The following is a 22,355-nucleotide window of genomic DNA, read 5'->3' as shown; positions in this document are numbered from 1 at the left end:
TTCAGATCTTTGGCGGAGGCAGGCTCAACTCCTGCGTCAGCCAGTGCGTGAACATCCGGACCGCTCGGCGAGCCTTGGCCACACGTGGAAAGACGAGGTAGTGCCCGACATAGCCCACGTCCTTCGCCCGCCCAGCGAGCGGAGCGACGAGCTGGCCGGCCGCAATCTCGCGTTCGGCCAGCCGTGTCGATTCCAGGGCGACGCCGAGCCCGTCGACGGCTGCGGCGATGGCCATGAAGGACCGGTCGAAGCGCGAGCCACGGGGAGCCGGAGGAGCGATCTCGTTCGCATCGAACCAGCTATTCCACCGCACGCGCTTGTTGTCGCTTTCGATGAGCTTCGCGTCGAGGAGATCCTTCGCTGAGGTGATCTGCGCGGCGAGATCCGGCGCGCAGAGCGGGGTGACGGTCTCCTCGCCGAGCGGGATGACGATCAATCCCTCCTGCCGCGGTGGCCCGTAGCAGATGTCGGCGTCGAACTCGTCGTGCTCAAACCGCGGATAGTCGACCCCGGCCGCAAGCCGCACCTCGAGCCAGGGTTGCTTGGCCAAGAGATCTCGCAGGCGCGGCATGAGCCATTGCGCGGCCATGGAGGGCGCGCAATGCAGCCGCAGCAGGTTGCCGGAGCGCGAGCCGACGGTCTCGATGCCTTGCCGCATCTCGTCGAAGCCAGACGCGACGTGGCGCATCAGCGCTTCACCTGCCGTGTTGAGATGGACGGCACGGCTCTGCCTGTCGAACAGCACCGCACCCATCAGACTTTCGAGCTTGCGGACCGCGTGGCTGACCGCGCTCGGCGAAATGCCGAGCTCCTCGCCGGCTGCCCGAAAGGAACCCGTCCGGGCTGCGGCCTCGAAGGCCTGGAGCGCGGAAAGCGGCAAGCGTCTCATGTCTTCCTCAGGAACTCGATTCCCCAACGTTCGATGATTGCGGGATGCCGGCCAACCATCGGAGGAGGCCGGCAGGATGAATCTAATTCATCAAATAGCGCAATTTTTGCGTTTTTCCCATGGGAAAAGGCGAGTCAGTATCATGCAATAAAAATCACACCAGTTCGAGGGATGAGATGCTGCTTCAAAACAAGACCGCCGCGATTTCCGGCGCCGCGAGCGCTCGCGGCATCGGCTTGGCCACGGCGAAGCTTTTCGCGAGCCATGGCGCGCGCATCGCCATTCTCGATATCGACGAGGCGGCCGCGCAAAGACCGCCGCCGAGCTCGGCCCGCAGCATATCGGCCCTGGCTGCGACGTCGCGAACAAGGCGTCCTGTCAGGCCGCCGCGGACAAGGTCATCAAGGCCTTCGGTCAGCTCGATGTCCTGATCAACAATGCGGGCGTCACCCAGCCGGTGAAGACACTGGAGATCGACGAGGCAAGTTGGGATTGGATCCAGGACATCAACTGCAAGGGTGTTCTGTTCCTGAGCCAGGTCTTCATCCCGCATATGCAGGCGCGCAAGCAGGGTTCGATCGCCTGCATGTCCTCCATTTCAGCGCAACGCGGCGGCGGCATCTTCGGCGGACCGCACTATTCCTCGGCGAAGGCGGGCGTGCTCGGACTCGCCAAGGCGATGGCGCGCGAATTCGGGCCGGACGGCATCCGCGTGAACTGCGTGACGCCGGGCCTGATCCAGACCGACATCACCGGCGGCAAACTAACCGACGAGATGCGCAGGGAGATTATCAAGGGGATCCCGCTCAACCGGCTCGGCGACGCGAACGATGTGGCGGGCATCTACCTGTTTCTCGCCTCCGACCTCTCGGCCTACGTCACGGGCGCCGTGATCGACGTCAATGGCGGCATGCTGATCCACGGCTGAGCGCCAATCCTCGTCACTGTTGCTAGTGCTTAAGAAGGCTCGTAGTCATGAGAACCGCTCCACTCGGCCACAACGTTTCGCTTGAACGCCGTGCCTGGAATATCCGGCGCCATGCCATCCTGATGGGCGAGGTCCAAGGGCAAGGATACATCGCGCAGGCGCTGGATGTCGCCGACATCCTGGCCACCGCCTACTTCCACGCCATGCGCTACCGGCCCGACGATCCCGCCTGGGAAGGACGCGACCGCTTCCTGCTGTCGAACGGCCACTATGCGATCGCGCTCTACGCGGCGCTGATCGAGGCCGGGATCATTCCGGAGGAAGAGCTGGAGACTTACGGCTCGGACGAAAGCCGCCTGCCGATGTCCGGCATGGCGAGCTACACGCCCGGCATGGAGATGTCGGGCGGCTCGCTCGGACTCGGCCTGTCGATCGCCGTCGGCAAGTGCCTCGGCCTGAAGCGGAAGGGTTCCGACAGCCGCGTCTATACGCTGTTCTCGGATGGTGAGCTGGACGAGGGCTCGGTCTGGGAGGCGATCATGTCCGCCGCCCATTACAAGCTCGACAACCTTATCGCCATCGTCGACGTCAATAACCAGCAGGCCGACGGTCCCTCGACCACGGTCATGGGCTTCGAGCCGCTGAAGGAGAAGCTCGATGCTTTCGGCTGGTTCGTCCAGCGCATCGACGGCAACGATCTCGCGGCGGTGCGCACAGCCTTCGATGCGGCCAAGGCGCAGCACGGCCAAGGCAAGCCCAGCATGATCATCGCCGACACGCTGATGGGCAAGGGCGTGCCCTTCCTGGAGGCGCGCGAGAAGAACCATTTCATCCGCGTGGAAGCACATGAATGGCGGCTTGCGCTCGATGCACTCGACGAGAGGAAGCCTTCATGAAGCCCGCAGCTCCGAAGACCGACACCGGCAAGCCGCGCCTCACCACCTCCGCGATGATCGCCTCGATCGCAAGCGAAGGGCAGCGAACGAAGCCAGCTCCATTCGGCCACGCGCTCGTCGAGTTGGCGAAAGAGGACGGCTCGATCGTCGGCATGACCGCGGATCTCGGCAAGTACACCGACTTGCACATCTTCGCGCAGGCCTTTCCCGATCGCTACTACCAGATGGGGATGGCAGAGCAGTTGCTGTTCGGTGCCGCCTCCGGACTGGCCGCGGAAGGCTTCACGCCCGTCGCGACGACCTATGCGGTGTTCGCCTCGCGCCGCGCCTACGACTTCATCCACCAGACGATCGCGGAGGAAGACCGCAATGTGAAGATCGCCTGCGCACTGCCGGGACTCACCTCAGGCTACGGTCCCTCCCATCAGGCGACCGAAGACCTCGCCCTGTTCCGCGCCATGCCGAACATGGTGGTGATCGATCCTTGCGATGCACACGAGATCGAGCAGGTCGTGCCGGCAATGGTGCGCCACAGGGGCCCGGTCTACATGCGCCTGCTGCGTGGGCAGGTTCCGCTCGTGCTCGACGAATACGGTTACAGCTTCGAGCTCGGCAAGGCCAAGCTGCTGCGGGACGGGTACGAGGTCCTCTTCATCTCCTCGGGCATCATGACAATGCGTGCGCTGGAAGCCGCGAAGGCGCTGGTGAGCGACCGGATCGACGCCGGTGTCCTGCACGTGCCGACAATCAAGCCGCTCGATGCCGCGACGATCCTCGCCTGCTGCGCAAAGCCCGGCCGACTCGTCGTGGTTGCCGAGAACCACACGGTCAATGGCGGCCTGGGCGAGGCCGTCGCCGGCCTGCTGATGCGCGAGGGCGTGCATCCGGCCTTTCGCATGATCGGTCTGCCGGACGAATTCCTGGCGGCGGGCGCGCTGCCAACGCTGCACGACCGCTACGGCATATCGACGGAAGCGCTCTGCGCCCGGGTCAAAGGGTGGCTGAAATAGCCTCAGAACGCTGCAGCTCCCGGCAAGTGGAGCGCAGGATCGGGAGGGCAGCCCGCTTTCGACGATCGTCGTACTCGCTCAATTTGGCAGCCAAACAGCAGTACGCGTCACGGACTATTATGCACGCTGGCCTGCGCGCCAACCCATTTCCCAGAAGTCCGCCTCGAGTCGGGTAGCTTCCTTGAAGATCGCGATCAGCTCGGCCTCGCGGGCCGGCGTGGCGTAGAGATCGGCGAGATTCTCCAAATGAGCCCGCGCTTTCGCCGCGACCTCCTGATATGGCGCGCCGGCATACTCGGCGATCCAAACGCGATATGGGTTCGTTGCAGCGAGCGCATCGGGTCGCGACGCAAGCCGCGTCGCAATCTCCGCGTAGCCAATCACGCAAGGCGCAAGCGCTACCTTGAGTGCCAACAGATCGCCGCGCATGCCAGCGTCAAGTACGTAGCGTGTATAGGCCAGCATCTCGACGGCAGGCGGGGCTTGTTCGAGATCGGTGGGCGACAGGCCCCAGCCGGCGCAGAGCTTCACATGCAGGTTCATCTCGACGTCGAGGATGGCTGAGAGGCCGGCGGCCGCTTCACGCATGTCGGCAAGCTTGGGTGACTTGTAGACGGCGAGCGCGTAGGCCCGGGCAAACTCGATCAGGAAAAGGTAGTCCTGGACGAGGTAGTGACGAAACGCCGCCTCGGCGAGCGAACCGTCCGCTAACCCGTTCGTGAAGGGATGTTCGGTGTAGGCCCGCCACTCGGCGGATGCTGCTGTCTTTAGGCGCTCGAAGAAACTCATGATCTCCTACCGGGTTGTCGCTACTGCTGACGCGCCGTGGGTCGGGAAGGTTCCCTTACCAAGCCTCCCCAAGGCGGGTCCAAGATACTACGTTAGGGTCATGAAGAATCACGGCCGTCCCCAAGCCATCGGGCCAATAGCCACACCAGAGCCCTTCGTGCGGCAAAGCTTCGACGACGCGCGCAAGGCGGTCGCGGCTTTGCGATCACTTTATGCCCGAAACACCCAGTTCCTGCGCGATTCCTTCGCCGCGCTCGCGGCTGGCAGCGACAGTAACCGGCGATACCGGGCGTTCTACCCGGAAATCAGCGTCACTACGAGTTCATACACCCAGGTCGATTCTCGTCAGTCCTATGGCCACATGCCGACGCCCGGACACTACTCGACCACGATTACCCAGCCCGACCTGTTCGAAACCTATCTCATCGAGCAGCTCGATTTGATCATGCGCAACCATGGCGTTCCGGTCGTCGTATCGGAATCGGAAACCCCCATCCCGCTGCATTTTGCTTTTCGGGAAGGCACCTACGTTGACGGCGGCGCCGCCAGGAACATCAAGCGACCGATCCGAGACCTGTTCGACGTTCCAGATCTTGATGGAACCGACGATCAGATCGCCAATGGCACATACGAAGCACCGGTCGGCCGGCCGAGGCCGCTGGCGCAATTCACCGCGCAGCGCGTCGACTATTCACTGCATCGCCTGCAGCACTACACGGCCACCAGCCCAAATCACTTTCAGAACTTCGTGCTGTTCACCAACTACCAATTCTACGTCGACGAGTTCTGTGCTCGCGCCAGGGACCTGATGGCGAACGGCGATACCGGTTATGCCGAATTCGTCGAGCCCGGCAACGTCATCATCAGGCGCGGGGAACAGCGACCGGCCGCCGGCGTCACAACGGCGCGTCTGCCGCAGATGCCGGCATATCATCTGAAGAGGCCGGACTACGCAGGCATCACCATGGTCAATATCGGTGTCGGGCCCGCGAACGCCAAGACGATTACCGACCATATTGCCGTGCTCAGATCACACGCGTGGCTTATGCTCGGGCACTGTGCCGGATTGCGCGACACCCAGGCGCTGGGCGACTACGTGCTGGCGCATGCTTACATGCGGGAGGACCATGTCCTCGACGACGATCTCCCGCTATGGGTGCCCCTTCCCGCGCTGGCCGAAATCCAGGTCGCGCTCGAGGAGGCCGTGGCGGAAGTGACCGGGCTATCGGGATATGACTTAAAGCGCGTCATGCGCACCGGCACCGTTGCTTCGATCGACAATCGCAATTGGGAATTGCGCGACCGGCGTGGTCCGATCCAGCGGCTCTCGCAGTCGCGCGCCATTGCGCTCGACATGGAATCGGCGACCATCGCCGCCAACGGATTCCGCTTCCGCGTACCCTACGGCACCTTGCTGTGCGTGTCCGACAAGCCGTTGCATGGAGAACTGAAGCTGCCCGGCATGGCCACCGAATTCTACAAGCGGCAGGTCGCTCAGCATCTGACCATCGGCATCCGCACGATGGAGAAGTTGGCGGACATGCCATTGGAAAGGCTGCACTCGCGTAAGCTCAGAAACTTCTCGGAAACGGCGTTCCAGTAGGCGTGCCGAGACCTGTCGGGGCCTTATCGCGTCCCGTAGGCGCGGTCGCCTGCATCACCGAGACCTGGCAGGATAAAGGCGTTTGCATCGAGCCCCTCGTCGATACCGGCCGTCCACAATCGCACATCGGGATGCAGGCCTCGGAAGCGCTCTACACCTTCCGGCGCGGCGAGCAGGCATACCAGCCGAATATCCTTCGCGCCGCGCTCCTTCAGCCGGTCCACCGCCGCCACAGCCGTGTTCGCCGTCGCAAGTACCGGTGACACCACGATTGCCAGTCGCTCGTGAAGATCGGACGGCGATTTGAAGAAATATTCGACCGCCACGAACGAATGCGGTTCGCGGTAGAGCCCGATATGCGCGACGCGGGCGGTCGGAACGAGGTCCAGCATTCCGTCGACAAAGGTCACCCCTGCCCGCAACACCGGCACGAAAACCAGTTTCTTACCCGCGATCTTGGCCGAGTGCATTCGTGCAAGCGGCGTCTCGACCTCCACATCGGTTAACGGCAGGTCGCGAGTCACCTCGTAACAAAGCAGCATGCCGATCTCCTTGAGGAGCTCGCGAAAAGACTTGGTCGAAATCGTCTTGTCGCGGATCAGCGTAAGCTTGTGCTGGACCAGCGGGTGATCCACAATCGTAACGCCTTCCATGCTCTTGCTCCCAGAAATCGCCAAAACCAGCCCTAGAAAACCGTACCGTCGCTATTGACCTTGAGGGGCGGCGAACCGTCGGGCCGGCGCGCGAACGCCAGCGCCCTGCCCGCCGCCCAGGTGCCGCCTTCCAGAATCTTCGCCAGTGGAAGCGAGACCGCGTCAACACCAATGCGTTGCCGCAGCAGATCGGCCAGCCGGTCCAGCAGCGCGACGGTCAGCGCCCTCCACTCGACCACGAGCGTAGAGGCGACATCATGTTCGCGTTGCGCGTCCGTGGAGTCGCGCAGCACCAGTACCCCGGCGTCGACGAACAATCCGCCGTTGCGGTATTCCGCGAGGCCCGTCAGATCGTCGATATCCGTCACTTGCAGCCCCGCCCGCTGTATCGGCTCGATCAGCGAATACGACAGCCACTGCGAGAGCTTGTGCAGCGGCACCAGTCCACTGGTCGCATCCTCGGTCTTGAGCGCCGGATGATGCCAGCAATCCCCTAACGGAATTCCGCCGAGCGTTATGCGCGACGGCCAGATCGGCCCTAGTTGGCGCAAAAGCTCCGACAAAATCGTCGAGGCCGCGATCACCCCCGCGTCGGCCGTCCCTGTGAGGTGATCGAACAACCCGCCGGGCCGAGCCGTGTCGCCGCGGGCGAATATCTGCGGCGACGCCGATGCTACTTCGCCGAGCCGGCGAAGAAGGCTGATGCGGCCCTCGAGGCCAACCAGCGGATTATCGTCCGCAACCTGAAAGCCAGTCTGCAGATCGGCAACTGTCAGCCGCTGAAGCACAGCGGCATCCGCTCGCAACGGTTCGTCAACTTTCGCTGAAAAGACGCCGCGCGCAAACATGTCCAGACTGGCAAGCGCCAGCCCCTCCGAACGGCCGATACTTGCGCCCGTCAAGAGATCGCGATAGCGCCACGACGGACCTGCTCCGGCGTCAAGCAGCACGCTGATCATGGCAAGGTCAAACTCGGCGCGGGCGCGCTCTTTCCTGTCGCGCCAGTTCCTGGCGTCGGCAAGTGCTGCCCAGCGATCGATGCCGCCGACGACAAAATGGCGCCAGCGCGAATGAAAGGGAACATCGAATGTCGGATAGGCCTTGCGCGTTACTGCAAGCACGAGATCAACCGCTTCGTCGAGCCGGCCAAGATCGACTTGGAAATGCTGAAGCTGGTCGTTCAAGCCGATTTCCAGCATCCGGTGCGCGCGACTGCGCACCGCTTCCGCACTTAAAAGAGATAGGCCGTCTGCCGTTGCGTCTGCTGTCACGATCAATGGCCCTGATCCGCCCTAGTATTTTTCGAGCGGTCGACCGGAGGCGATCAGGTCCTCAGGCTTCGTGTCAGGTGAAAAATATCCCGCGGCTTTCTTCGCGGCCATTTCCACATGGGCGTCGGCGGGAATCATGTAATCGGGAATGGCGACGCGCTCGACAATGTCGATACCCTGCCCCGTCAGCGCATCATACTTCATGTCGCTCATCGAGATGAAGCGATCGATGCGCTTCAATCCCAGCCAGTGAATGACATCCGGCATCAGTTGCTGGAAACGCGCATCCTGCACTCCGGCAACGCATTCCGTTCGTTCGAAATATGCGGATGCATCGTCGCCATCTTCCTGACGCTTGCGCGCATTGTAGACCAGAAATTTCGTGACCTCGCCGAGCGCCCGGCCTTCCTTGCGGTTGTAGACGATAACGCCCAGACCACCGGATTGTCCGGCGCGCGCGCATTCCTCGATGCCCTGAATGAGATATGGACGGCAGGTGCAAATGTCCGAGCCGAAAACATCCGAACCGTTGCACTCGTCATGAACGCGACAGGTGATTTTGGTCCGATGGTCCGGAAGCTTCGTGACATCGCCGAACAGATAGACGGTCGTGCCGCCAATCGGCGGAAGAAAGACTTTCAGATCCGGACGCGTGACAAGCTCGGGAAACATGCCCGCGGTCTGTTCGAACAGCGCGCGCCGCAGACTAGTCACGCTCGTGCCGAAGCGTTGCGCGATCCCGGGCAGGTGCCAGACCGGATCGATCGCGATCTTGACGACGGAGACGGAGCCGCTGGCGTGAACGAATTGGCCATCAGCTACCAACCGCTTGGCGGCCAGAGCCGCCTGAATTTCCGGCAGATCGAGACGGGCGCGCGTGATCGCGATGCTCGGCCGGATATCGATGCCTTCCGTGATTTCGGCGCGAAAGTTCTCCGCGACGAGATGTCCCCACGGATCGAGCGCAACAATGCGTTCCGGATTCATCCATTGCGAGAACGGCCCAATGGTCGCGGCCGGGTGTGTGTTGGTCAGGTCGGGCCGACGGATCGGATCCAGCGCACCCGAAGAAACGGCAAGTGCGCGGTAGACCGCATAGGAGCCCCCGTGACTGCCAATCACGTTGCGATCCTGCGGACGCGATACCGTCCCGATGATCGGACCACGTTCACGCGCGGTCGGCGCTCCCCACAGGATCGGGAATTCATGCGTCGCACCAGGCACCGGATGCGATGTCAGCCGAATATGGTCGATACGATTGGAATTGCTCATCGTTCGGTAGTCCCAAAACGGCAACGGCCCGCCTGAATGACGGGCCTGACCGGAGAACCAAATGAATTATGCGGGTCAGCGACCCCTGCGGTACTATATAGGTAAACTCTGTGTATTTACAACAAGGAAGGAAATCCTCCCCTCTGGGAATACCCGCGCAGGAAAGTCCGGAGCGCTACAACGTCAGACCGGGCAGATCGAGCCCGTTGGCGCGGGCACATGCAATCGCGCTTTCGTAGCCGGCGTCGGCATGACGCATGACTCCCGATGCCGGATCATTCCACAACACGCGTTCAAGTCGACGCGCCGCCTCCGGCGTTCCGTCGGCGACAATGACCATGCCGGCGTGTTGCGAATAGCCGATCCCGACGCCGCCGCCATGATGTATCGAGACCCAGGTGGCCCCGCTGGCACAATTGAGCAGCGCATTGAGCAGCGGCCAGTCCGACACTGCATCCGAGCCGTCGCGCATCGCTTCGGTTTCGCGGTTTGGGCTCGCAACCGAGCCGCTGTCGAGATGATCGCGGCCGATGACGATCGGCGCCTTCAGTTCGCCGCGCGCCACCATGTCATTGAACGCCATGCCGAGCCGGTGGCGATCGCCAAGGCCGACCCAGCAGATTCGTGCCGGCAGGCCCTGGAACTTGATCCGTGCTTTCGCCATGTCGAGCCAGTTGCGCAGATGCTTGTCATCAGGCATCAGCTCCTTGACCTTGGCGTCGGTCCGGAAAATGTCTTCGGGATCGCCCGAGAGCGCCGCCCACCGGAACGGGCCGACGCCGCGGCAAAACAGCGGACGGATGTAGGCCGGTACGAAGCCAGGGAAATCGAACGCGTTCTTCAATCCCATGTCCTTCGCCATCTGGCGGATGTTGTTGCCATAGTCGAGCGTGGGAATGCCTTGCGCGTGGAAATCCAGCATGGCCTGGACATGGCCGACCATGGAGGTCTTGGCCGCAACTTCAACTGCTTTCGGGTCGGCCTCGCGTTTCGACTCCCACTCGGCAAGCGTCCATCCCTTCGGCAAATAGCCGTTGATCGGATCGTGCGCGCTGGTCTGGTCGGTAACGATGTCCGGCCTGACGCCGCGGCGCACCAGCTCGGGAAAGAGTTCGGCGGCATTGCCGAGCAGGCCGACTGAAACTGGCTTCTTGTTCTGCGTCGCCTCCGTCATGATCGCGAGCGCCTCGTCAAGCGAGCTTGCCTGTCGATCGAGGTAACCCGTGCGCAACCGCATCTCGATGCGGCTCGGCTGGCATTCGATCGCGAGCATCGACGCCCCGGCCATGGTCGCGGCGAGCGGCTGCGCGCCGCCCATGCCGCCGAGACCCGCCGTCAAGATCCACTTGCCCGCGAGGTTGCCGCCGTAGTGACGCCGCCCGACCTCGACAAACGTTTCGTACGTCCCCTGCACGATGCCCTGGCTGCCGATGTAGATCCACGATCCGGCCGTCATCTGGCCGAACATCATCAGCCCGGCCTTGTCGAGCTCATTGAAGTGATCGAGCGTCGCCCAGTGAGGCACCAGATTCGAGTTCGCGATCAGCACGCGCGGTGCATCGGCATGGGTGCGGAAAATTCCGACCGGCTTGCCCGACTGCACCACCAGCGTCTGGTCGCCTTCGAGCTTGCGCAGCGAGGCGACGATCCGGTCAAAACTGTCCCAGTCGCGGGCGGCACGGCCGATTCCGCCATAGACGACGAGTTCGCTCGGCCGTTCGGCAACGTCGGGATCGAGATTGTTCATCAGCATTCGAAGCGGCGCTTCCGTCAGCCAGCTCTTGGCGCTGATCTCGGGCCCGTGGGGCGCCCGGATGATGCGGTCGTTGTCCAGTCGGCGGTTCATGACAAAGAGCCTCTCTCGGCAAGGATTGGAAACGGGTTACTCTCAAGCACCGACATAGCGGCCGTCGGCAACGCGCCGGTTTCAACCAGCGCCGTTGCCGTCGCGAGGTCATCGGCCATGTAGCGATCGCCGCCGAGCGCCGGCACCTGCTCGCGCAATACAGCAATCACGGCAGCCAGTGCGGGACTGGTCGAATGCGGTGCGCGCAGCCCAATGCCTTGTGCCGCAACCAATAGCTCGATGCCGAGGATGGTGGCGAGATTGTCCGCCATGTCAGACAACCGCCGCGCCGCGTGTGCGGCCATCGACACGTGATCTTCCTGGTTGGCGCTGGTCGGCGTGGAGTCGATCGAGCAGGCCGTGGCGCGCTGTTTATTCTCCGCATAGAGCGCGGCTGCCGTCACTTCGGCGATCATGAATCCGGAGTTGAGGCCGGGATCGGGAGTCAGGAACGGCGGCAGACCGAAATTGAGCGCGGGATCGACTAGAGTAGCGATGCGTCGTTCGCTGATCGCCCCGATCTCGGAGAGTGCCAGCGCAATCTGGTCGGCGGCAAAAGCGACCGGCTCCGCGTGAAAATTGCCGCCCGAGACGATCTCTTCGGTCTCGACCAGCACCAGCGGGTTATCGGTGACGGCGTTGGCTTCGATCGTCAGCGTGCGGGCGGCTTGCCTCAGCAAATCGAGCGCGGCGCCGGCCACCTGCGGCTGACAGCGCAGGCAATAGGGATCCTGCACGCGCTCGTCGCCCTCCAAATGCGACATGCGGATATCGCTACCCTCAAGCAACGCCGTGAGTGCCGCGCCGGCGGCGATTTGCCCGGCATGCCCGCGCAGTTGTTGGATTTCGGGACGAAACGGCGCCGTCGAAGCCATCGCGGCGTCGACCGACAACGCGCCCGTCACTAGCGCCGCACGGGCCAGGCCATGGGCGCGCAGCAATCCGGAAATGGCGTAGGCCGTCGAAAACTGCGTTCCGTTGATCAGCGCGAGGCCTTCCTTCGGACCGAGTGCCACCGGCGCAAGACCGGCGGCGGCCAGTGCATCGCGGGCCGGCACAACGCTTCCGCCGACCAGCGCCTGCCCCTCGCCGATCATGACCGCCGTCATATGCGCGAGCGGCGCCAGATCGCCGGAGGCTCCGACCGACCCCTGCTGCGGCACCAGCGGACAAATGCCCTTCGCCAGCATGGCCTGGAGCTGCTCGATGATTTCGCGGCGCACGCCCGATGCGCCTCGCCCGAGCGAGACGATCTTCAGCGCCATCATCAGGCGAACGATCGGCTCCGGCGTCGGCGGCCCCACCCCGCAGCAATGCGACACAATGAGATTGTGCTGCAGCAGCGCCGTCTGGTCGGCAGCAATCCGTTTCGACGCAAGTTTTCCGAATCCGGTATTGATGCCGTACGCTGGGGCTTCCGCGCGCGCGGCCGCCGCAACAATCGAAGATGCTGCTTCAACGCGCGGCCAGAACGATGGATCGAGCACGACCGGAGCGCCGGCAAGGACTTGCGCCAGATCGTCGAGGCTGACCCTTCCAGGCGAAACCACAATGGGGGCGTCGGGGCGGCTCACTGTCCCCTCCACACCCGGCTATGCAACGGATTAAAGCCGATCCGGTAAACGAGCTCGGCCGGCCACTCGATCTCCCAGATCGCAAGATCACACCATTTGCCCGCCTGGAGCGTACCGGTCTCGCCGAGAATTCCGAGCGCGCGCGCGCCTTCCCGCGTTACGCCAGCGAGGCATTCGGCAACGGTTATCCGGAACAGCGTTGCGCCCATGTTCATGACAAGCAACAGCGACGTCAGCGGCGAACTGCCGGGATTGCAGTCGGTCGCAAGTGCCATGTTGACGCCGTGGGCGCGGAATAGTTCGACCGGCGGCTTCGTCGTCTCGCGAATAAAATAGAACGCGCCCGGCAGCAGCACGGCCACCGTCCCTGCTCGCGCCATTGCCGCGGCGCCGGCATCATCTGTGTGTTCCAGATGATCGGCCGACAACGCCGAAAATTCCGCGGCAAGCGCGGCGCCGCCGAGGTTCGACAGTTGATCCGCATGCAGCTTGACCGGCAATCCAAGCCCCTTTGCCGCGCGAAATACCCGCGCCGTTTGCTCTCCCGAAAACGCGATGCCTTCCATGAAGGCATCGACGGCGTCGGCCAATCCGGCCTTCGCCACCGCCGGCAGCATCTCGCGGCAGACAAGGTCGATGTACCGATCCTTGTCACCGTCAGCTTCCGGGGGCGTCGCATGCGCGCCGAGAAATGACGTCTTGATGGCGACCGGCCGCTTATCACCCAGCGCACGCGCCGCCGATAGCTGACGCATCTCCGTTTCGGTATCGAGCCCGTAGCCGGACTTGATCTCGAGCGTCGTCACGCCCTCGCCGATCAGGGCATCGAGCCTTGGGAGGGCGCCGGCAACAAGCTCGGCCTCGCTGGACGCCCGCGTCGCCGCGACCGTGGAGACAATGCCGCCGCCGGCGCGCGCGATCTCTTCGTAGCTCGCTCCCTGCAGCCGCAGCTCGAACTCATGCGCGCGGTTTCCGCCAAAGACTAGATGGGTATGACAATCCACCAGTCCCGGCGTGATCCAGCGCCCCGCGCAATCGATCCGCTCTACCGCATCGGCATCAAATGGAAAGTCGGAACGGCAGCCGGCGAACGCGATGCGTCCGTCGCGCGCGGCGATCAGGCCGTCCTCGATCACACCGAGCCCGGGCAGATCCTCCCGGACCGTGGCGAGCCGGGCGTTGAGCCAGATTCGATCGAAGCGCTCGGCCATGCAGCTCTCCTTCAGCGGCAGGAGCTTGACGTATCTATATGTCTATACATAAAATGTTGGTGTTCTGTCCAGCCGGTTTCGAAACATGTCGACACTGCATTTCGCATCAGCGCTGCTCCCCTCGGGGTGGGCTGATGACGTGCAGGTGGTGGTGAGAGATCAGACCATCACCAAGGTTACGGCCGGCGTGGCGCCGGGACCGCAGGACGAACGCTACAAGCTGGCGATTCCGGGCATAGCGAGCCTGCATAGCCATGCGTTCCAGCGTGGCATGGCGGGGCTCGCCGAAACGCGCGGCAATTCCGCGGATACGTTCTGGACATGGCGCGAGACGATGTATCGCTTCGCGCTCGAAATGACGCCGGAAGACACCGAAGCCGTCGCCACGCTGCTCTATGTCGAGATGCTCGAGCAAGGCTATACGCGCGTCGGCGAATTCCACTATCTCCATCACGACCACGACGGCGCGCCCTACGCCAACCCCGCGGAGATGGCGACGCGAATTGCGCGGGCCGCCGAAATCTCCGGCATCGGGCTGACGCTGCTGCCGAGTTTCTATGCACACGGCTCGTTCGGCGGAGCGGCACCACATGCCAGCCAGCGCCGGTTCATCTGCTCGGTCGATCAGTTTGCTAAACTAACTGACGCCACACGGACAGCCGTCCGCACGCTGCCCGGAGCCAATATCGGCATCGCCCCGCACAGCCTGCGCGCCGTGACGCCTGACGAATTAGCGGCCATCGCGCCATTGGCCGAAGCCGGGCCGATGCATATCCATGCCGCCGAACAGGCCAGGGAAGTCGAGGAATGCATCGCCTGGTCGGGCCGGCGGCCGGTTGAGTGGCTGCTCGAACATGCGCCCGTCGATCAGCGCTGGTGCCTGGTCCATGCGACCCATATGACCGAAGCGGAAACCACCGCACTGGCAAGAAGCGGCGCGGTCGCCGGACTCTGCCCGATTACGGAAGCCAGTCTTGGCGACGGCATTCTTCCGGCCCGAGAATTCCTCGATGCCGGCGGGCGGTTCGGCATCGGGACGGACTCCAACGTGCTGGTGGGCGTCACCGACGAACTGCGTCAGCTCGAATATGGCCAGCGCTTGAAACACCATGAGCGCAATGTGCTGTCCGGCGGTCCCGGCCTGTCGACCGGCCGTGCACTGTTCGACGCTGCACTCACCGGCGGCGCCCGGGCGCTCGCACAGCCAGCTCCCGGCCTCCAGGCCGGTGCACGCGCCGACATCGTGTCTCTCGACACCACCCATCCCTCGCTCGCCGGGCGTCGGGGGGATGCCGTCCTCGACGGCTGGATTTTTGCAGCGGGCGCAGGTGCCGTCGACACGGTCTGGGCTGGCGGCGCCAAAGTCGTCGCGCATGGATGTCACCGGCTCCGCAAGAGCGCGCGTGAGACGTTCAACGCAGCGGTGCGGAGGCTCGTGGCATGAGCCTCGCCACTGATCGCGGCAAACTCCAATCGGCCGACAAGCCGACGCTGTACAAGCGGATCCGGATCGACATCGAGCGCCGCATCCTCACCGGAGAATGGCCGCCCGGTCACCGCATCCCGTTCGAGCACGAGCTGATGTTGCGCTATGGCTGCTCGCGCATGACAGTGAGCAAGGCGCTGTCGGAACTTGCGCAAGCCGATCTCATCGAGCGGCGGCGCAAGGCCGGCAGCTTTGTCCGGCGTCCCACATTTCTGTCGGCGGTGCTCAAGATCGCCGATATCCGCGCGGAGATAAACGCGCTCGGCCGCAGTTACGGCTACGAGTTGATCCAGTGCTCGCGGCGCACTGCAAACGCCACCGACCGCGCCCGCCTAGGCGCAGGCAAAACCGGAAAGGTGATCGCGATTGCATGCCGTCACAGCGCCGACGGCGTGCCATTCGCCATCGAGGACAGGCTGATCGATCTCGACGCCGTGCCCGAAGCGGCTGCGGCGGATTTTGCGACGGAGCCGCCCGGCTCGTGGCTGCTGCACCATGTGCCATGGACGGAAGCCGAGCATTCGATCAGTGCCATCGTGGCTGACGAACAGGCCGCGGCGGCGCTGGATATCGCGATCGGCGCCCCCTGCCTGGTGATCGACCGGCACACCTGGCGCAGCGCCCGGCCGCTCACGGCCGTGCGCCTGCTCTATCCGGGCGAGTCCCATAAACTGATTGCTCGCTTCAAAGGCGGCTTGGAGGGATAGCAATGCGCGCGATATCTGGCACAAGCTATGCAGCAGTTTTGGTAACAGCTTCGCCGCAACCAGTCTGAAAACCAGTCGATGAACCAGCAAAAGGGATACAGCCATGCGTAGTTTTGGAATTTTCGCGGCAACAGCCGCTCTCCTGGTGGCCGCACCGGCCGCCGCCCAGGACGTCAAGGTCGGCATCGGCATTTCCGGATGGACCGGTTTCGCACCGCTCACGCTCGCCAATCAGGCGGGCATCTTCAAGAAGAACGGCCTCGATGTGACGATCAAGAAGATTCCGCAGAAAGACCGCCATCTCGCAATCGCGTCGGGTGACATCCAATGCGCGGCGACCACTGTCGAGACCTGGATATCCTGGAATGCCAATGGCGTCGCCACCAAGCAGATCTTCCAGCTCGACAAGAGCTACGGCGCCGATGGCATGGCCGTGCGAAACGATATCGCCTCGATCAAGGATCTGAAAGGTAAGACGGTTGCCGCGTCGGCACCCGGCACCTCGCCCTACTTTGCGCTGGCTTGGATGCTCAAGAAGAACGGGCTTTCGGTCAAGGATGTAACGATCGTGAATCTGGAGCCGGCAGCGGCAGCGCAGGCATTCGTCTCGGGCCAGAACGATGCGGCCATGACCTATGAGCCTTACCTCTCGACGGTGCGCGCAGCACCCGACAAGGGCAAGATCATCGCCACCACACTCGACTATCCGATGGTGATGGACACGTTCGGCTGCACGCCGAAATTCTTGACTGAAAACCCGAAAGCCGCCAAGGCGCTGGCTGACAGCTATTTCGAGGCGATCGCCTTGATCGAAAAGGATCAGGCCAAGTCGTATGAGATCATGGGTGCCGACGTAAAACAGTCCGGCGAGCAATTCGGCAACTCGGCCAAATTCCTGCGCTGGCAGGACAAAGCCGCGAACCAGAAATTCTTCGCGGGCGAATTCCTGACGTTCAACAAGGAAGCTGCAGACCTGTTGCTCGAGATCGGCATCATCAAATCGGTTCCGAAGATCGACGACCTCTACGACGCGAGCTTCATCAAGTAGTTTTGTGCGTGGGCCGCGCCAGTCCCGCTTTCGGTCACGAGAGCGGGACGCCGGCGATCACCGCACAGCCTTTTAGGATATGCCTGTGATACGTCCCCTGGATCCCGTGACATCGAGGCAGCGCGCGGCCTATGGCCTGGCGTTCTTCGTGCTTTTCGTTGCCGTGTGGGCTTGGGCGACCTTCGGCGGCTACGTCTCCAAGACGTTTCTCGCCAACCCGCTGACGATGCTCCAGGAAGGTTGGGAGCTGCTGACAAAGCACGGCTTCCTGTTTGACATCGGCATGACGATCTGGCGTGTCGTCGGCGGCTTTGTGCTGGCGGCCATCGTCGCAGTGCCGCTCGGCGTTCTGATGGGGGCCTACAAGCCGATCGAAGCTTTCCTGGAGCCGTTCGTCTCGTTCGCACGTTACCTGCCCGCCTCGGCCTTTATCCCGCTGCTGATCCTGTGGGCGGGCATCGGCGAACTGCAGAAGCTCCTGGTCATTTTCATCGGTTCGGTCTTCCAGATCATCCTGATGGTCACCGTGACAGTCGGAAATACCAGGCGCGACCTCGTTGAAGCCGCCTACACGCTAGGCGCCAGTGACCGCGGCATCATCAACCGTGTGCTGCTGCCCTCCTCTGCACCCGAGGTCGCGGAGATCCTTCGGCTCGTGCTCGGCTGGGCGTGGACCTACGTCATCGTAGCCGAGTTGATCGGCTCGTCGTCGGGCATCGGCCATATGATCACGGACAGCCAGGCCCTGCTCAACACCGGCCAGATTATCTTCGGCATCATCGTCATCGGTCTGATCGGGCTGGTGTCGGACTTCCTGTTCAAGGCCTTCAACGCCTGGCTGTTTCCGTGGAAACTGGCATGACCGAGCTGAAAATCGATCAGGTCGCCCGCACCTTCCCCGCGCGCCAGGGGCATGCGCCGACACGCGCGCTGGAGCCGATCGACCTCAACGTCCGCAATAATGACTTCGTCACCATCCTCGGCCCGTCAGGCTGCGGAAAATCGACGTTGCTGCGCATCGTCGCAGGGCTTGACCGGCCGACCAGCGGCCGCGTCATTCTTGATGGGCAAGAGGTGACTGGCCCTGGCGCCGATCGTGGCATGGTGTTTCAGTCCTACACGCTGTTTCCATGGCTGACCGTGCGCGAAAACATCGCGTTTGGCCTGCGCGAGCGCGGGATTTCCGAAGCTGATCGCGGCAAGATCGCCGACGGCTTCATCCAACGGGTCGGCCTGTCGGGCTTTGAGAATCATTGGCCGAAGCAACTCTCCGGCGGCATGCAGCAACGGACGGCGATCGCGCGGGCGCTGGCCAACGATCCAAAAATCCTGTTGCTCGACGAGCCGTTCGGCGCGCTCGATAATCAAACCCGCGTGCTGATGCAGGAAATGCTGCTCGGCATCTGGGAGCGAGAGCAGAAAACCGTGCTGTTCGTCACCCATGATATCGAGGAAGCGATCTTTCTCGGCAGCCGCGTGATCGTCATGAGCGCTCGTCCGGGCCGTATCAAGGCCGAGATCGCGGTCGATCTACCGCACCCGCGATCCTACAAGATCAAGACCACGCCCGAATTCGTCAGCCTAAAGGAACGGCTCGTCGAAGAGATCCGCGCCGAGGCGTTGAAGGTTGCGGTTCATGCCTGACGATCGAGCACAGCGAAATCCGCCCCGGATGCGGTGAAATCAGTCCAGAATTTTGCTACGCTGATCCCAGCTTAACAACCTCAACTGGAGTCGTTGGATGCGATCGCATCCATCACTCCTGATCGCCTCGCGATGCGTACCACCAACGCAGTGCGACGTTCCGCATCCCGACAGGGGGACAGCCCATGGTGAAACCGTTTCCGTCGAAAACCCACATCGGCAACCATATGCTGCATCCGGAAACGCTGATGCTGAACTACGGCTACGATCCGCAACTGTCGGAAGGAGCCGTCAAACCACCGGTCTTCCTGACCTCGACCTTCGTCTTCAGGACCGCCGAAGACGGACAGGATTTCTTCGATTACGTTGCGGGCCGGCGCGAGCCGCCCGAGGGGATGGGCGCGGGTCTGGTTTACTCGCGGTTCAATCACCCTAACAGCGAGATCGTTGAGGACAGGTTGTCAGTGTACGAGCGCACCGAGAATTGCGCGCTGTTCTCTTCGGGCATGGCCGCGATTTCGACCACAATCCTCGCCTTCGTCCGCCCTGGCGACGTCATTCTACACTCTCAGCCGCTGTATGGCGGGACGGAAACCCTGTTTGCGAAGACGCTTGCGAACCTCTCCATCGGCGCGGTGGGCTTCTCCGACGGCATTGACGAAGCGGCGGTCAGAGCGGCAGCGGGTGACGCCATGCGCAAAGGCCGGCTTGCGATGATTTTCATTGAGACGCCGGCCAATCCGACCAATGGCCTGGTCGACATAGCGATGGTCCGCCGGATCGCCGAGATGATCGGCCAAACCCAGGGGAGTACGCCGATCATTGCATGCGATAATACGTTGCTCGGACCGGTGTTTCAGCGACCGATCGAACACGGCGCAGATCTTTCGCTGTACTCGCTGACCAAATATATCGGCGGTCATTCCGATTTGATCGCAGGCGCTGCGCTTGGCTCAAAGGCGCTCATGAAAGACGTCAAAGCGTTGCGCGGCGCGATTGGCACCCAACTGGACCCTCATTCCTGCTGGATGATCAGCCGGTCGCTCGAAACACTGGGCATCCGCATGGAGAAAGCTGATGCAAACGCGCGCCTCGTCGCAGATTATCTGCGCGACCACCCAAAAGTGGCAAAGGTCCACTACCTCGGTCACCACGATGAGGCATCTCCCGCCGGCCGCCTGTTTGCGAGGCAATGCACCGGTGCAGGCTCCACATTCTCGTTCGACATCATCGGCGGCCAAGCTGCCGCATTCAAATTCCTGAACGCGCTGCAGATCTTCAAGCTGGCCGTGAGCCTTGGCGGCACCGAGTCGCTTGCGAGCCTGCCCGCAAGCATGACCCACTCCGGCGTTCCGGCTGACATCCGCCAAAAAATAGGCGTTCTCGATTGCACGATCCGGCTGTCGATCGGCATCGAGCACCCATCCGATCTGATCGCTGATATCGCGCAGGCCTTGAACGCGACCTAGCCGCACGTCGGGAAGCGGTTCCCGCCTGAGAGCCGCAGCAAGCAATTGCTCTGCCGACAAGATCGAATTAGCGTGCAATGAAAAGACCGGGTGGAAACAATGGCGCTCATCAAGACAACCGAGGCCGGACTCTACCGGATCCCCCTGCCCGTTACCCTCTCCGACAGCACGCACGGCGAACTCAAAGCCTTCGAACTGGTGACATGCCGTGTTCACGATTCCGACGGGGCCGAAGGTGTCGGCTATACATACACCGTCGGCCGCAATGGCGGCGCGATTGCCGACATCCTCCGGCGGGAGATTCCCGAACTGATCGAGGGCCGCGAAGCCGATGACACCGAAGCCATCTGGCATCACGTCTGGTGGAACTTGCATTACGGCGGGCGCGGCGGACCGCCGGTGCTTGCGCTCTCGGCGCTCGACATAGCCCTGTGGGACCTGAAGGCGCGCCGCGCCAATCTGCCGCTGTTTCGTATGTTAGGCGGCTTCGACGCCCGCGTGCCCTGCTACGCCGGCGGCATCGACCTCGATTTGTCCATCGAGGGGCTTTTGAAGCAAACCGACGATAATCTCGCCAAGGGCTTTCGCGCCATCAAGATGAAGGTGGGCCGCCCCGATCTTGCATCCGACGTCGCGCGCGTTCAGGCGATGCGCCAACATCTTGGCAACGGCTTTCCCCTGATGGCGGATGCCAACATGAAATGGACGGTCGAGGAAGCCATTCGCGCGGCACGCGCGCTGCAAGCATACGATCTCACCTGGCTTGAAGAGCCGATCATTCCCGACGATATTGCCGGTCACGCCCGCATCATGGCTGCCGGCGGCGTCCCGATCGCGGCCGGCGAAAACCTGCGCACGCTCTGGGAGTTCAAGAACTATATCGCGGCCGGCGCGGTGTCCTATCCGGAGCCCGACGTCACTAATTGCGGCGGGGTTACAGCTTTCATGAAGATCGCGCGGCTGGCGGAAGCGTTCAATCTACCGGTGACCAGCCACGGCGCACATGACGTTACCGTGCATTTGCTCGCGGCATGTCCGAACCGCTCCTATCTCGAAGCGCACGGATTTGGGCTCGATAGTTACATCGAGCACCCGCTTGTCCTCCAGGAAGGCATGGCATTGGCGCCGAAGCGGCCCGGCCATGGAATCGCATTCGACTGGAAAGGGTTGGCGCAGCTCGCAAGCTAGCGGGAGAGCCTGGCGGGCGACGCAGTGCTGATCGCACCGGTCCGCCGCGAATCCTCGCAAAGCGGGTTTGTATGACGGCCGCCGGGAAAGGTTGGCAGTCCGTGAGCGGCAGCCCAGCTTTCGTCCAAATAGAGTGCAAAGACAACACGTTGTGAATTCGATCCGGCGTGCTTTCTGATAGCGTCCTCACGGCGCCCGTCTCGCCGCGCTGTCCTGTAAACCCGACGAATGTTTAGGCAGGAGGATGGCCCACCAAAATTCAAAGCAAATCGTACAATTCAGCCAGCGGTTGCCAAGCAAGGCCGGCTCTCCGGCCACGCGATCAAACTCGTAAAGCAACGGCGTTGAGCGGTTAGGAAATATGTTCTCGCTCACGCCGAAGAAACATCAGCAGCTTATGAAGAGCGAGGAACGATCATGATCAAGGTGAAGATCAATAGCCAAGAGCATAGCTGGGACGGCGACCCGGACCTTCCATTACTCTGGTTTCTCCGCGATGAGGCCGGCTTGACGGGCACGAAATATGGCTGCGGCCAGGCGCTTTGCGGCGCCTGCACCGTCATTGTCGACAAGCAGGCCGTTCGCGCCTGCATCACCTCGGTTTCCGACGTGGTCGGCCGGGAAGTCACCACCATCGAAGGCCTTCATCCCACCGGGGATCACGCCGTCCAGAAGGCCTGGCGTCAGGTTAATGTTCCGCAATGCGGCTTTTGCCAGGCCGGTCAGATCATGCAGGCGGCCGCACTGCTGATGGAAAATCCGAAACCCACGCACGACCAAATACGCGAAGGGATGGCAGGCAATATCTGCCGTTGCGGCACTTACCAACGCATCGAAAACGCCGTGCGTCTCGCATCGACGGGGGTGTGAT

General features: G+C 62.7%; 19 protein-coding genes and 1 pseudogene. 12 read left to right on the top strand and 8 right to left on the bottom strand.

Features of this window, described 5'->3' with window-relative positions:
• Window position 1: 1 nt before the first annotated feature.
• The gene (locus tag KJQ96_RS04010) at window positions 2-889 is read right to left on the bottom strand and encodes a LysR substrate-binding domain-containing protein (RefSeq protein ID WP_213285400.1); all 888 of its coding nucleotides are present in this window, start codon (window positions 887-889) and stop codon (window positions 2-4) included.
• A 176-nt stretch (window positions 890-1,065) separates the two neighbouring features.
• On the opposite strand from KJQ96_RS04010, the pseudogene KJQ96_RS04005 reads away from it, so the two are divergent.
• The 3 genes and pseudogenes from KJQ96_RS04005 to KJQ96_RS03995 all read left to right on the top strand — a co-directional run bounded on the left by KJQ96_RS04005 (window position 1,066) and on the right by KJQ96_RS03995 (window position 3,723).
• A pseudogene (locus KJQ96_RS04005) lies at window positions 1,066-1,817 on the top strand (SDR family NAD(P)-dependent oxidoreductase).
• 47 nt (window positions 1,818-1,864) lie between these two features.
• Window positions 1,865-2,713: a transketolase gene (locus KJQ96_RS04000; RefSeq protein ID WP_213285399.1), complete on the top strand. Its 849-nt coding sequence runs from the start codon at window positions 1,865-1,867 to the stop codon at window positions 2,711-2,713.
• Window positions 2,710-3,723, top strand: a complete 1,014-nt coding sequence (locus KJQ96_RS03995; protein ID WP_213285398.1) for a transketolase family protein — start codon at window positions 2,710-2,712, stop codon at window positions 3,721-3,723. The genes KJQ96_RS04000 and KJQ96_RS03995 overlap by 4 nt, the downstream gene beginning before the upstream one ends.
• Window positions 3,724-3,840: 117 nt before the next feature.
• Here the strand turns inward: KJQ96_RS03995 and tenA are convergent, their stop codons facing one another.
• Window positions 3,841-4,512: a thiaminase II gene (tenA, locus tag KJQ96_RS03990; RefSeq protein ID WP_213285397.1), complete on the bottom strand. Its 672-nt coding sequence runs from the start codon at window positions 4,510-4,512 to the stop codon at window positions 3,841-3,843.
• 100 nt (window positions 4,513-4,612) lie between these two features.
• On the opposite strand from tenA, the gene KJQ96_RS03985 reads away from it, so the two are divergent.
• Window positions 4,613-6,115: an AMP nucleosidase gene (locus KJQ96_RS03985; protein WP_213285396.1), complete on the top strand. Its 1,503-nt coding sequence runs from the start codon at window positions 4,613-4,615 to the stop codon at window positions 6,113-6,115.
• A 23-nt stretch (window positions 6,116-6,138) separates the two neighbouring features.
• On the opposite strand, the gene upp is transcribed toward KJQ96_RS03985, so the two are convergent.
• The 6 genes from upp to hutI all read right to left on the bottom strand — a co-directional run bounded on the left by upp (window position 6,139) and on the right by hutI (window position 13,942).
• Window positions 6,139-6,768, bottom strand: a complete 630-nt coding sequence (gene upp / locus KJQ96_RS03980; RefSeq protein WP_028350870.1) for a uracil phosphoribosyltransferase — start codon at window positions 6,766-6,768, stop codon at window positions 6,139-6,141.
• A 32-nt stretch (window positions 6,769-6,800) separates the two neighbouring features.
• Window positions 6,801-8,039 carry a URC4/urg3 family protein gene (locus KJQ96_RS03975; protein WP_309142360.1) on the bottom strand — a complete coding sequence of 413 codons (1,239 nt, stop codon included), beginning with the start codon at window positions 8,037-8,039 and terminating at the stop codon, window positions 6,801-6,803.
• A 21-nt stretch (window positions 8,040-8,060) separates the two neighbouring features.
• Complete coding sequence (locus KJQ96_RS03970) at window positions 8,061-9,311, bottom strand: GTP cyclohydrolase II (protein ID WP_213285395.1); 1,251 nt, start codon at window positions 9,309-9,311, stop codon at window positions 8,061-8,063.
• 175 nt (window positions 9,312-9,486) lie between these two features.
• On the bottom strand, window positions 9,487-11,157 hold the full coding sequence (gene hutU, locus KJQ96_RS03965; protein ID WP_213285394.1) for a urocanate hydratase: 1,671 nt from the start codon (window positions 11,155-11,157) through the stop codon (window positions 9,487-9,489).
• Entirely contained in the window at window positions 11,154-12,731 is a 1,578-nt protein-coding gene (gene hutH / locus KJQ96_RS03960; protein WP_213285393.1) for a histidine ammonia-lyase, read from the bottom strand. The genes hutU and hutH overlap by 4 nt, the downstream gene beginning before the upstream one ends.
• Window positions 12,728-13,942, bottom strand: coding sequence for an imidazolonepropionase (hutI, locus tag KJQ96_RS03955; RefSeq protein ID WP_213285392.1), 1,215 nt, complete (start codon window positions 13,940-13,942; stop codon window positions 12,728-12,730). The genes hutH and hutI overlap by 4 nt, the downstream gene beginning before the upstream one ends.
• Before the next feature lie 85 nt (window positions 13,943-14,027).
• Here hutI and KJQ96_RS03950 point away from each other — a divergent pair, with 85 nt between their 5' ends.
• From KJQ96_RS03950 to KJQ96_RS03915, 8 genes are all read left to right on the top strand, one after another.
• A complete protein-coding gene (locus KJQ96_RS03950; RefSeq protein WP_213285391.1) occupies window positions 14,028-15,386 on the top strand; it encodes a formimidoylglutamate deiminase in 1,359 nt (452 codons plus the stop codon).
• Complete coding sequence (gene hutC, locus KJQ96_RS03945; protein ID WP_213285390.1) at window positions 15,383-16,135, top strand: histidine utilization repressor; 753 nt, start codon at window positions 15,383-15,385, stop codon at window positions 16,133-16,135. Before KJQ96_RS03950 ends, hutC begins: the two co-directional genes overlap by 4 nt.
• Before the next feature lie 103 nt (window positions 16,136-16,238).
• Window positions 16,239-17,183 (top strand): ABC transporter substrate-binding protein, encoded by a 945-nt coding sequence (locus KJQ96_RS03940; protein ID WP_213285389.1) that lies wholly within the window; start codon window positions 16,239-16,241, stop codon window positions 17,181-17,183.
• A gap of 88 nt (window positions 17,184-17,271) precedes the next feature.
• Complete coding sequence (locus tag KJQ96_RS03935; protein WP_213285508.1) at window positions 17,272-18,045, top strand: ABC transporter permease; 774 nt, start codon at window positions 17,272-17,274, stop codon at window positions 18,043-18,045.
• Window positions 18,042-18,827, top strand: coding sequence for an ABC transporter ATP-binding protein (locus KJQ96_RS03930; RefSeq protein ID WP_213285388.1), 786 nt, complete (start codon window positions 18,042-18,044; stop codon window positions 18,825-18,827). The genes KJQ96_RS03935 and KJQ96_RS03930 overlap by 4 nt, the downstream gene beginning before the upstream one ends.
• A gap of 185 nt (window positions 18,828-19,012) precedes the next feature.
• Window positions 19,013-20,296 carry a cystathionine gamma-synthase family protein gene (locus KJQ96_RS03925; protein ID WP_213285387.1) on the top strand — a complete coding sequence of 428 codons (1,284 nt, stop codon included), beginning with the start codon at window positions 19,013-19,015 and terminating at the stop codon, window positions 20,294-20,296.
• Window positions 20,297-20,395: 99 nt separating this feature from the next.
• The gene (locus KJQ96_RS03920; RefSeq protein WP_213285386.1) at window positions 20,396-21,484 is read left to right on the top strand and encodes a mandelate racemase/muconate lactonizing enzyme family protein; all 1,089 of its coding nucleotides are present in this window, start codon (window positions 20,396-20,398) and stop codon (window positions 21,482-21,484) included.
• Between the two features lie 417 nt (window positions 21,485-21,901).
• The gene (locus KJQ96_RS03915; protein ID WP_213285385.1) at window positions 21,902-22,354 is read left to right on the top strand and encodes a (2Fe-2S)-binding protein; all 453 of its coding nucleotides are present in this window, start codon (window positions 21,902-21,904) and stop codon (window positions 22,352-22,354) included.
• The last annotated feature ends 1 nt before the right edge of the window (window position 22,355 follow it).

Origin of the sequence: Bradyrhizobium sp. sGM-13 (genome assembly GCF_018398875.1) — a bacterium.
Lineage (GTDB): Bacteria > Pseudomonadota > Alphaproteobacteria > Rhizobiales > Xanthobacteraceae > Bradyrhizobium.
This window is presented reverse-complemented; position numbering and strand designations above follow the sequence as displayed.

What these genes read in the sequence shown, in the direction of transcription:
- KJQ96_RS03920 (WP_213285386.1), top strand. Translation starts at nt 20,396, where the DNA reads ATGGCGCTCATCAAGACAACCGAGGCCGGACTCTACCGGATCCCCCTG.
- KJQ96_RS04000 (WP_213285399.1), top strand. Translation starts at nt 1,865, where the DNA reads ATGAGAACCGCTCCACTCGGCCACAACGTTTCGCTTGAACGCCGTGCC.
- KJQ96_RS03925 (WP_213285387.1), top strand. Translation starts at nt 19,013, where the DNA reads ATGGTGAAACCGTTTCCGTCGAAAACCCACATCGGCAACCATATGCTG.
- KJQ96_RS03995 (WP_213285398.1), top strand. Translation starts at nt 2,710, where the DNA reads ATGAAGCCCGCAGCTCCGAAGACCGACACCGGCAAGCCGCGCCTCACC.
- KJQ96_RS03950 (WP_213285391.1), top strand. Translation starts at nt 14,028, where the DNA reads ATGTCGACACTGCATTTCGCATCAGCGCTGCTCCCCTCGGGGTGGGCT.
- KJQ96_RS03930 (WP_213285388.1), top strand. Translation starts at nt 18,042, where the DNA reads ATGACCGAGCTGAAAATCGATCAGGTCGCCCGCACCTTCCCCGCGCGC.
- KJQ96_RS04010 (WP_213285400.1), bottom strand. Translation starts at nt 889, where the DNA reads ATGAGACGCTTGCCGCTTTCCGCGCTCCAGGCCTTCGAGGCCGCAGCC.
- KJQ96_RS03985 (WP_213285396.1), top strand. Translation starts at nt 4,613, where the DNA reads ATGAAGAATCACGGCCGTCCCCAAGCCATCGGGCCAATAGCCACACCA.
- hutC (WP_213285390.1), top strand. Translation starts at nt 15,383, where the DNA reads ATGAGCCTCGCCACTGATCGCGGCAAACTCCAATCGGCCGACAAGCCG.
- tenA (WP_213285397.1), bottom strand. Translation starts at nt 4,512, where the DNA reads ATGAGTTTCTTCGAGCGCCTAAAGACAGCAGCATCCGCCGAGTGGCGG.
- upp (WP_028350870.1), bottom strand. Translation starts at nt 6,768, where the DNA reads ATGGAAGGCGTTACGATTGTGGATCACCCGCTGGTCCAGCACAAGCTT.
- KJQ96_RS03970 (WP_213285395.1), bottom strand. Translation starts at nt 9,311, where the DNA reads ATGAGCAATTCCAATCGTATCGACCATATTCGGCTGACATCGCATCCG.
- hutI (WP_213285392.1), bottom strand. Translation starts at nt 13,942, where the DNA reads ATGGCCGAGCGCTTCGATCGAATCTGGCTCAACGCCCGGCTCGCCACG.
- hutU (WP_213285394.1), bottom strand. Translation starts at nt 11,157, where the DNA reads ATGAACCGCCGACTGGACAACGACCGCATCATCCGGGCGCCCCACGGG.
- KJQ96_RS03940 (WP_213285389.1), top strand. Translation starts at nt 16,239, where the DNA reads ATGCGTAGTTTTGGAATTTTCGCGGCAACAGCCGCTCTCCTGGTGGCC.
- KJQ96_RS03915 (WP_213285385.1), top strand. Translation starts at nt 21,902, where the DNA reads ATGATCAAGGTGAAGATCAATAGCCAAGAGCATAGCTGGGACGGCGAC.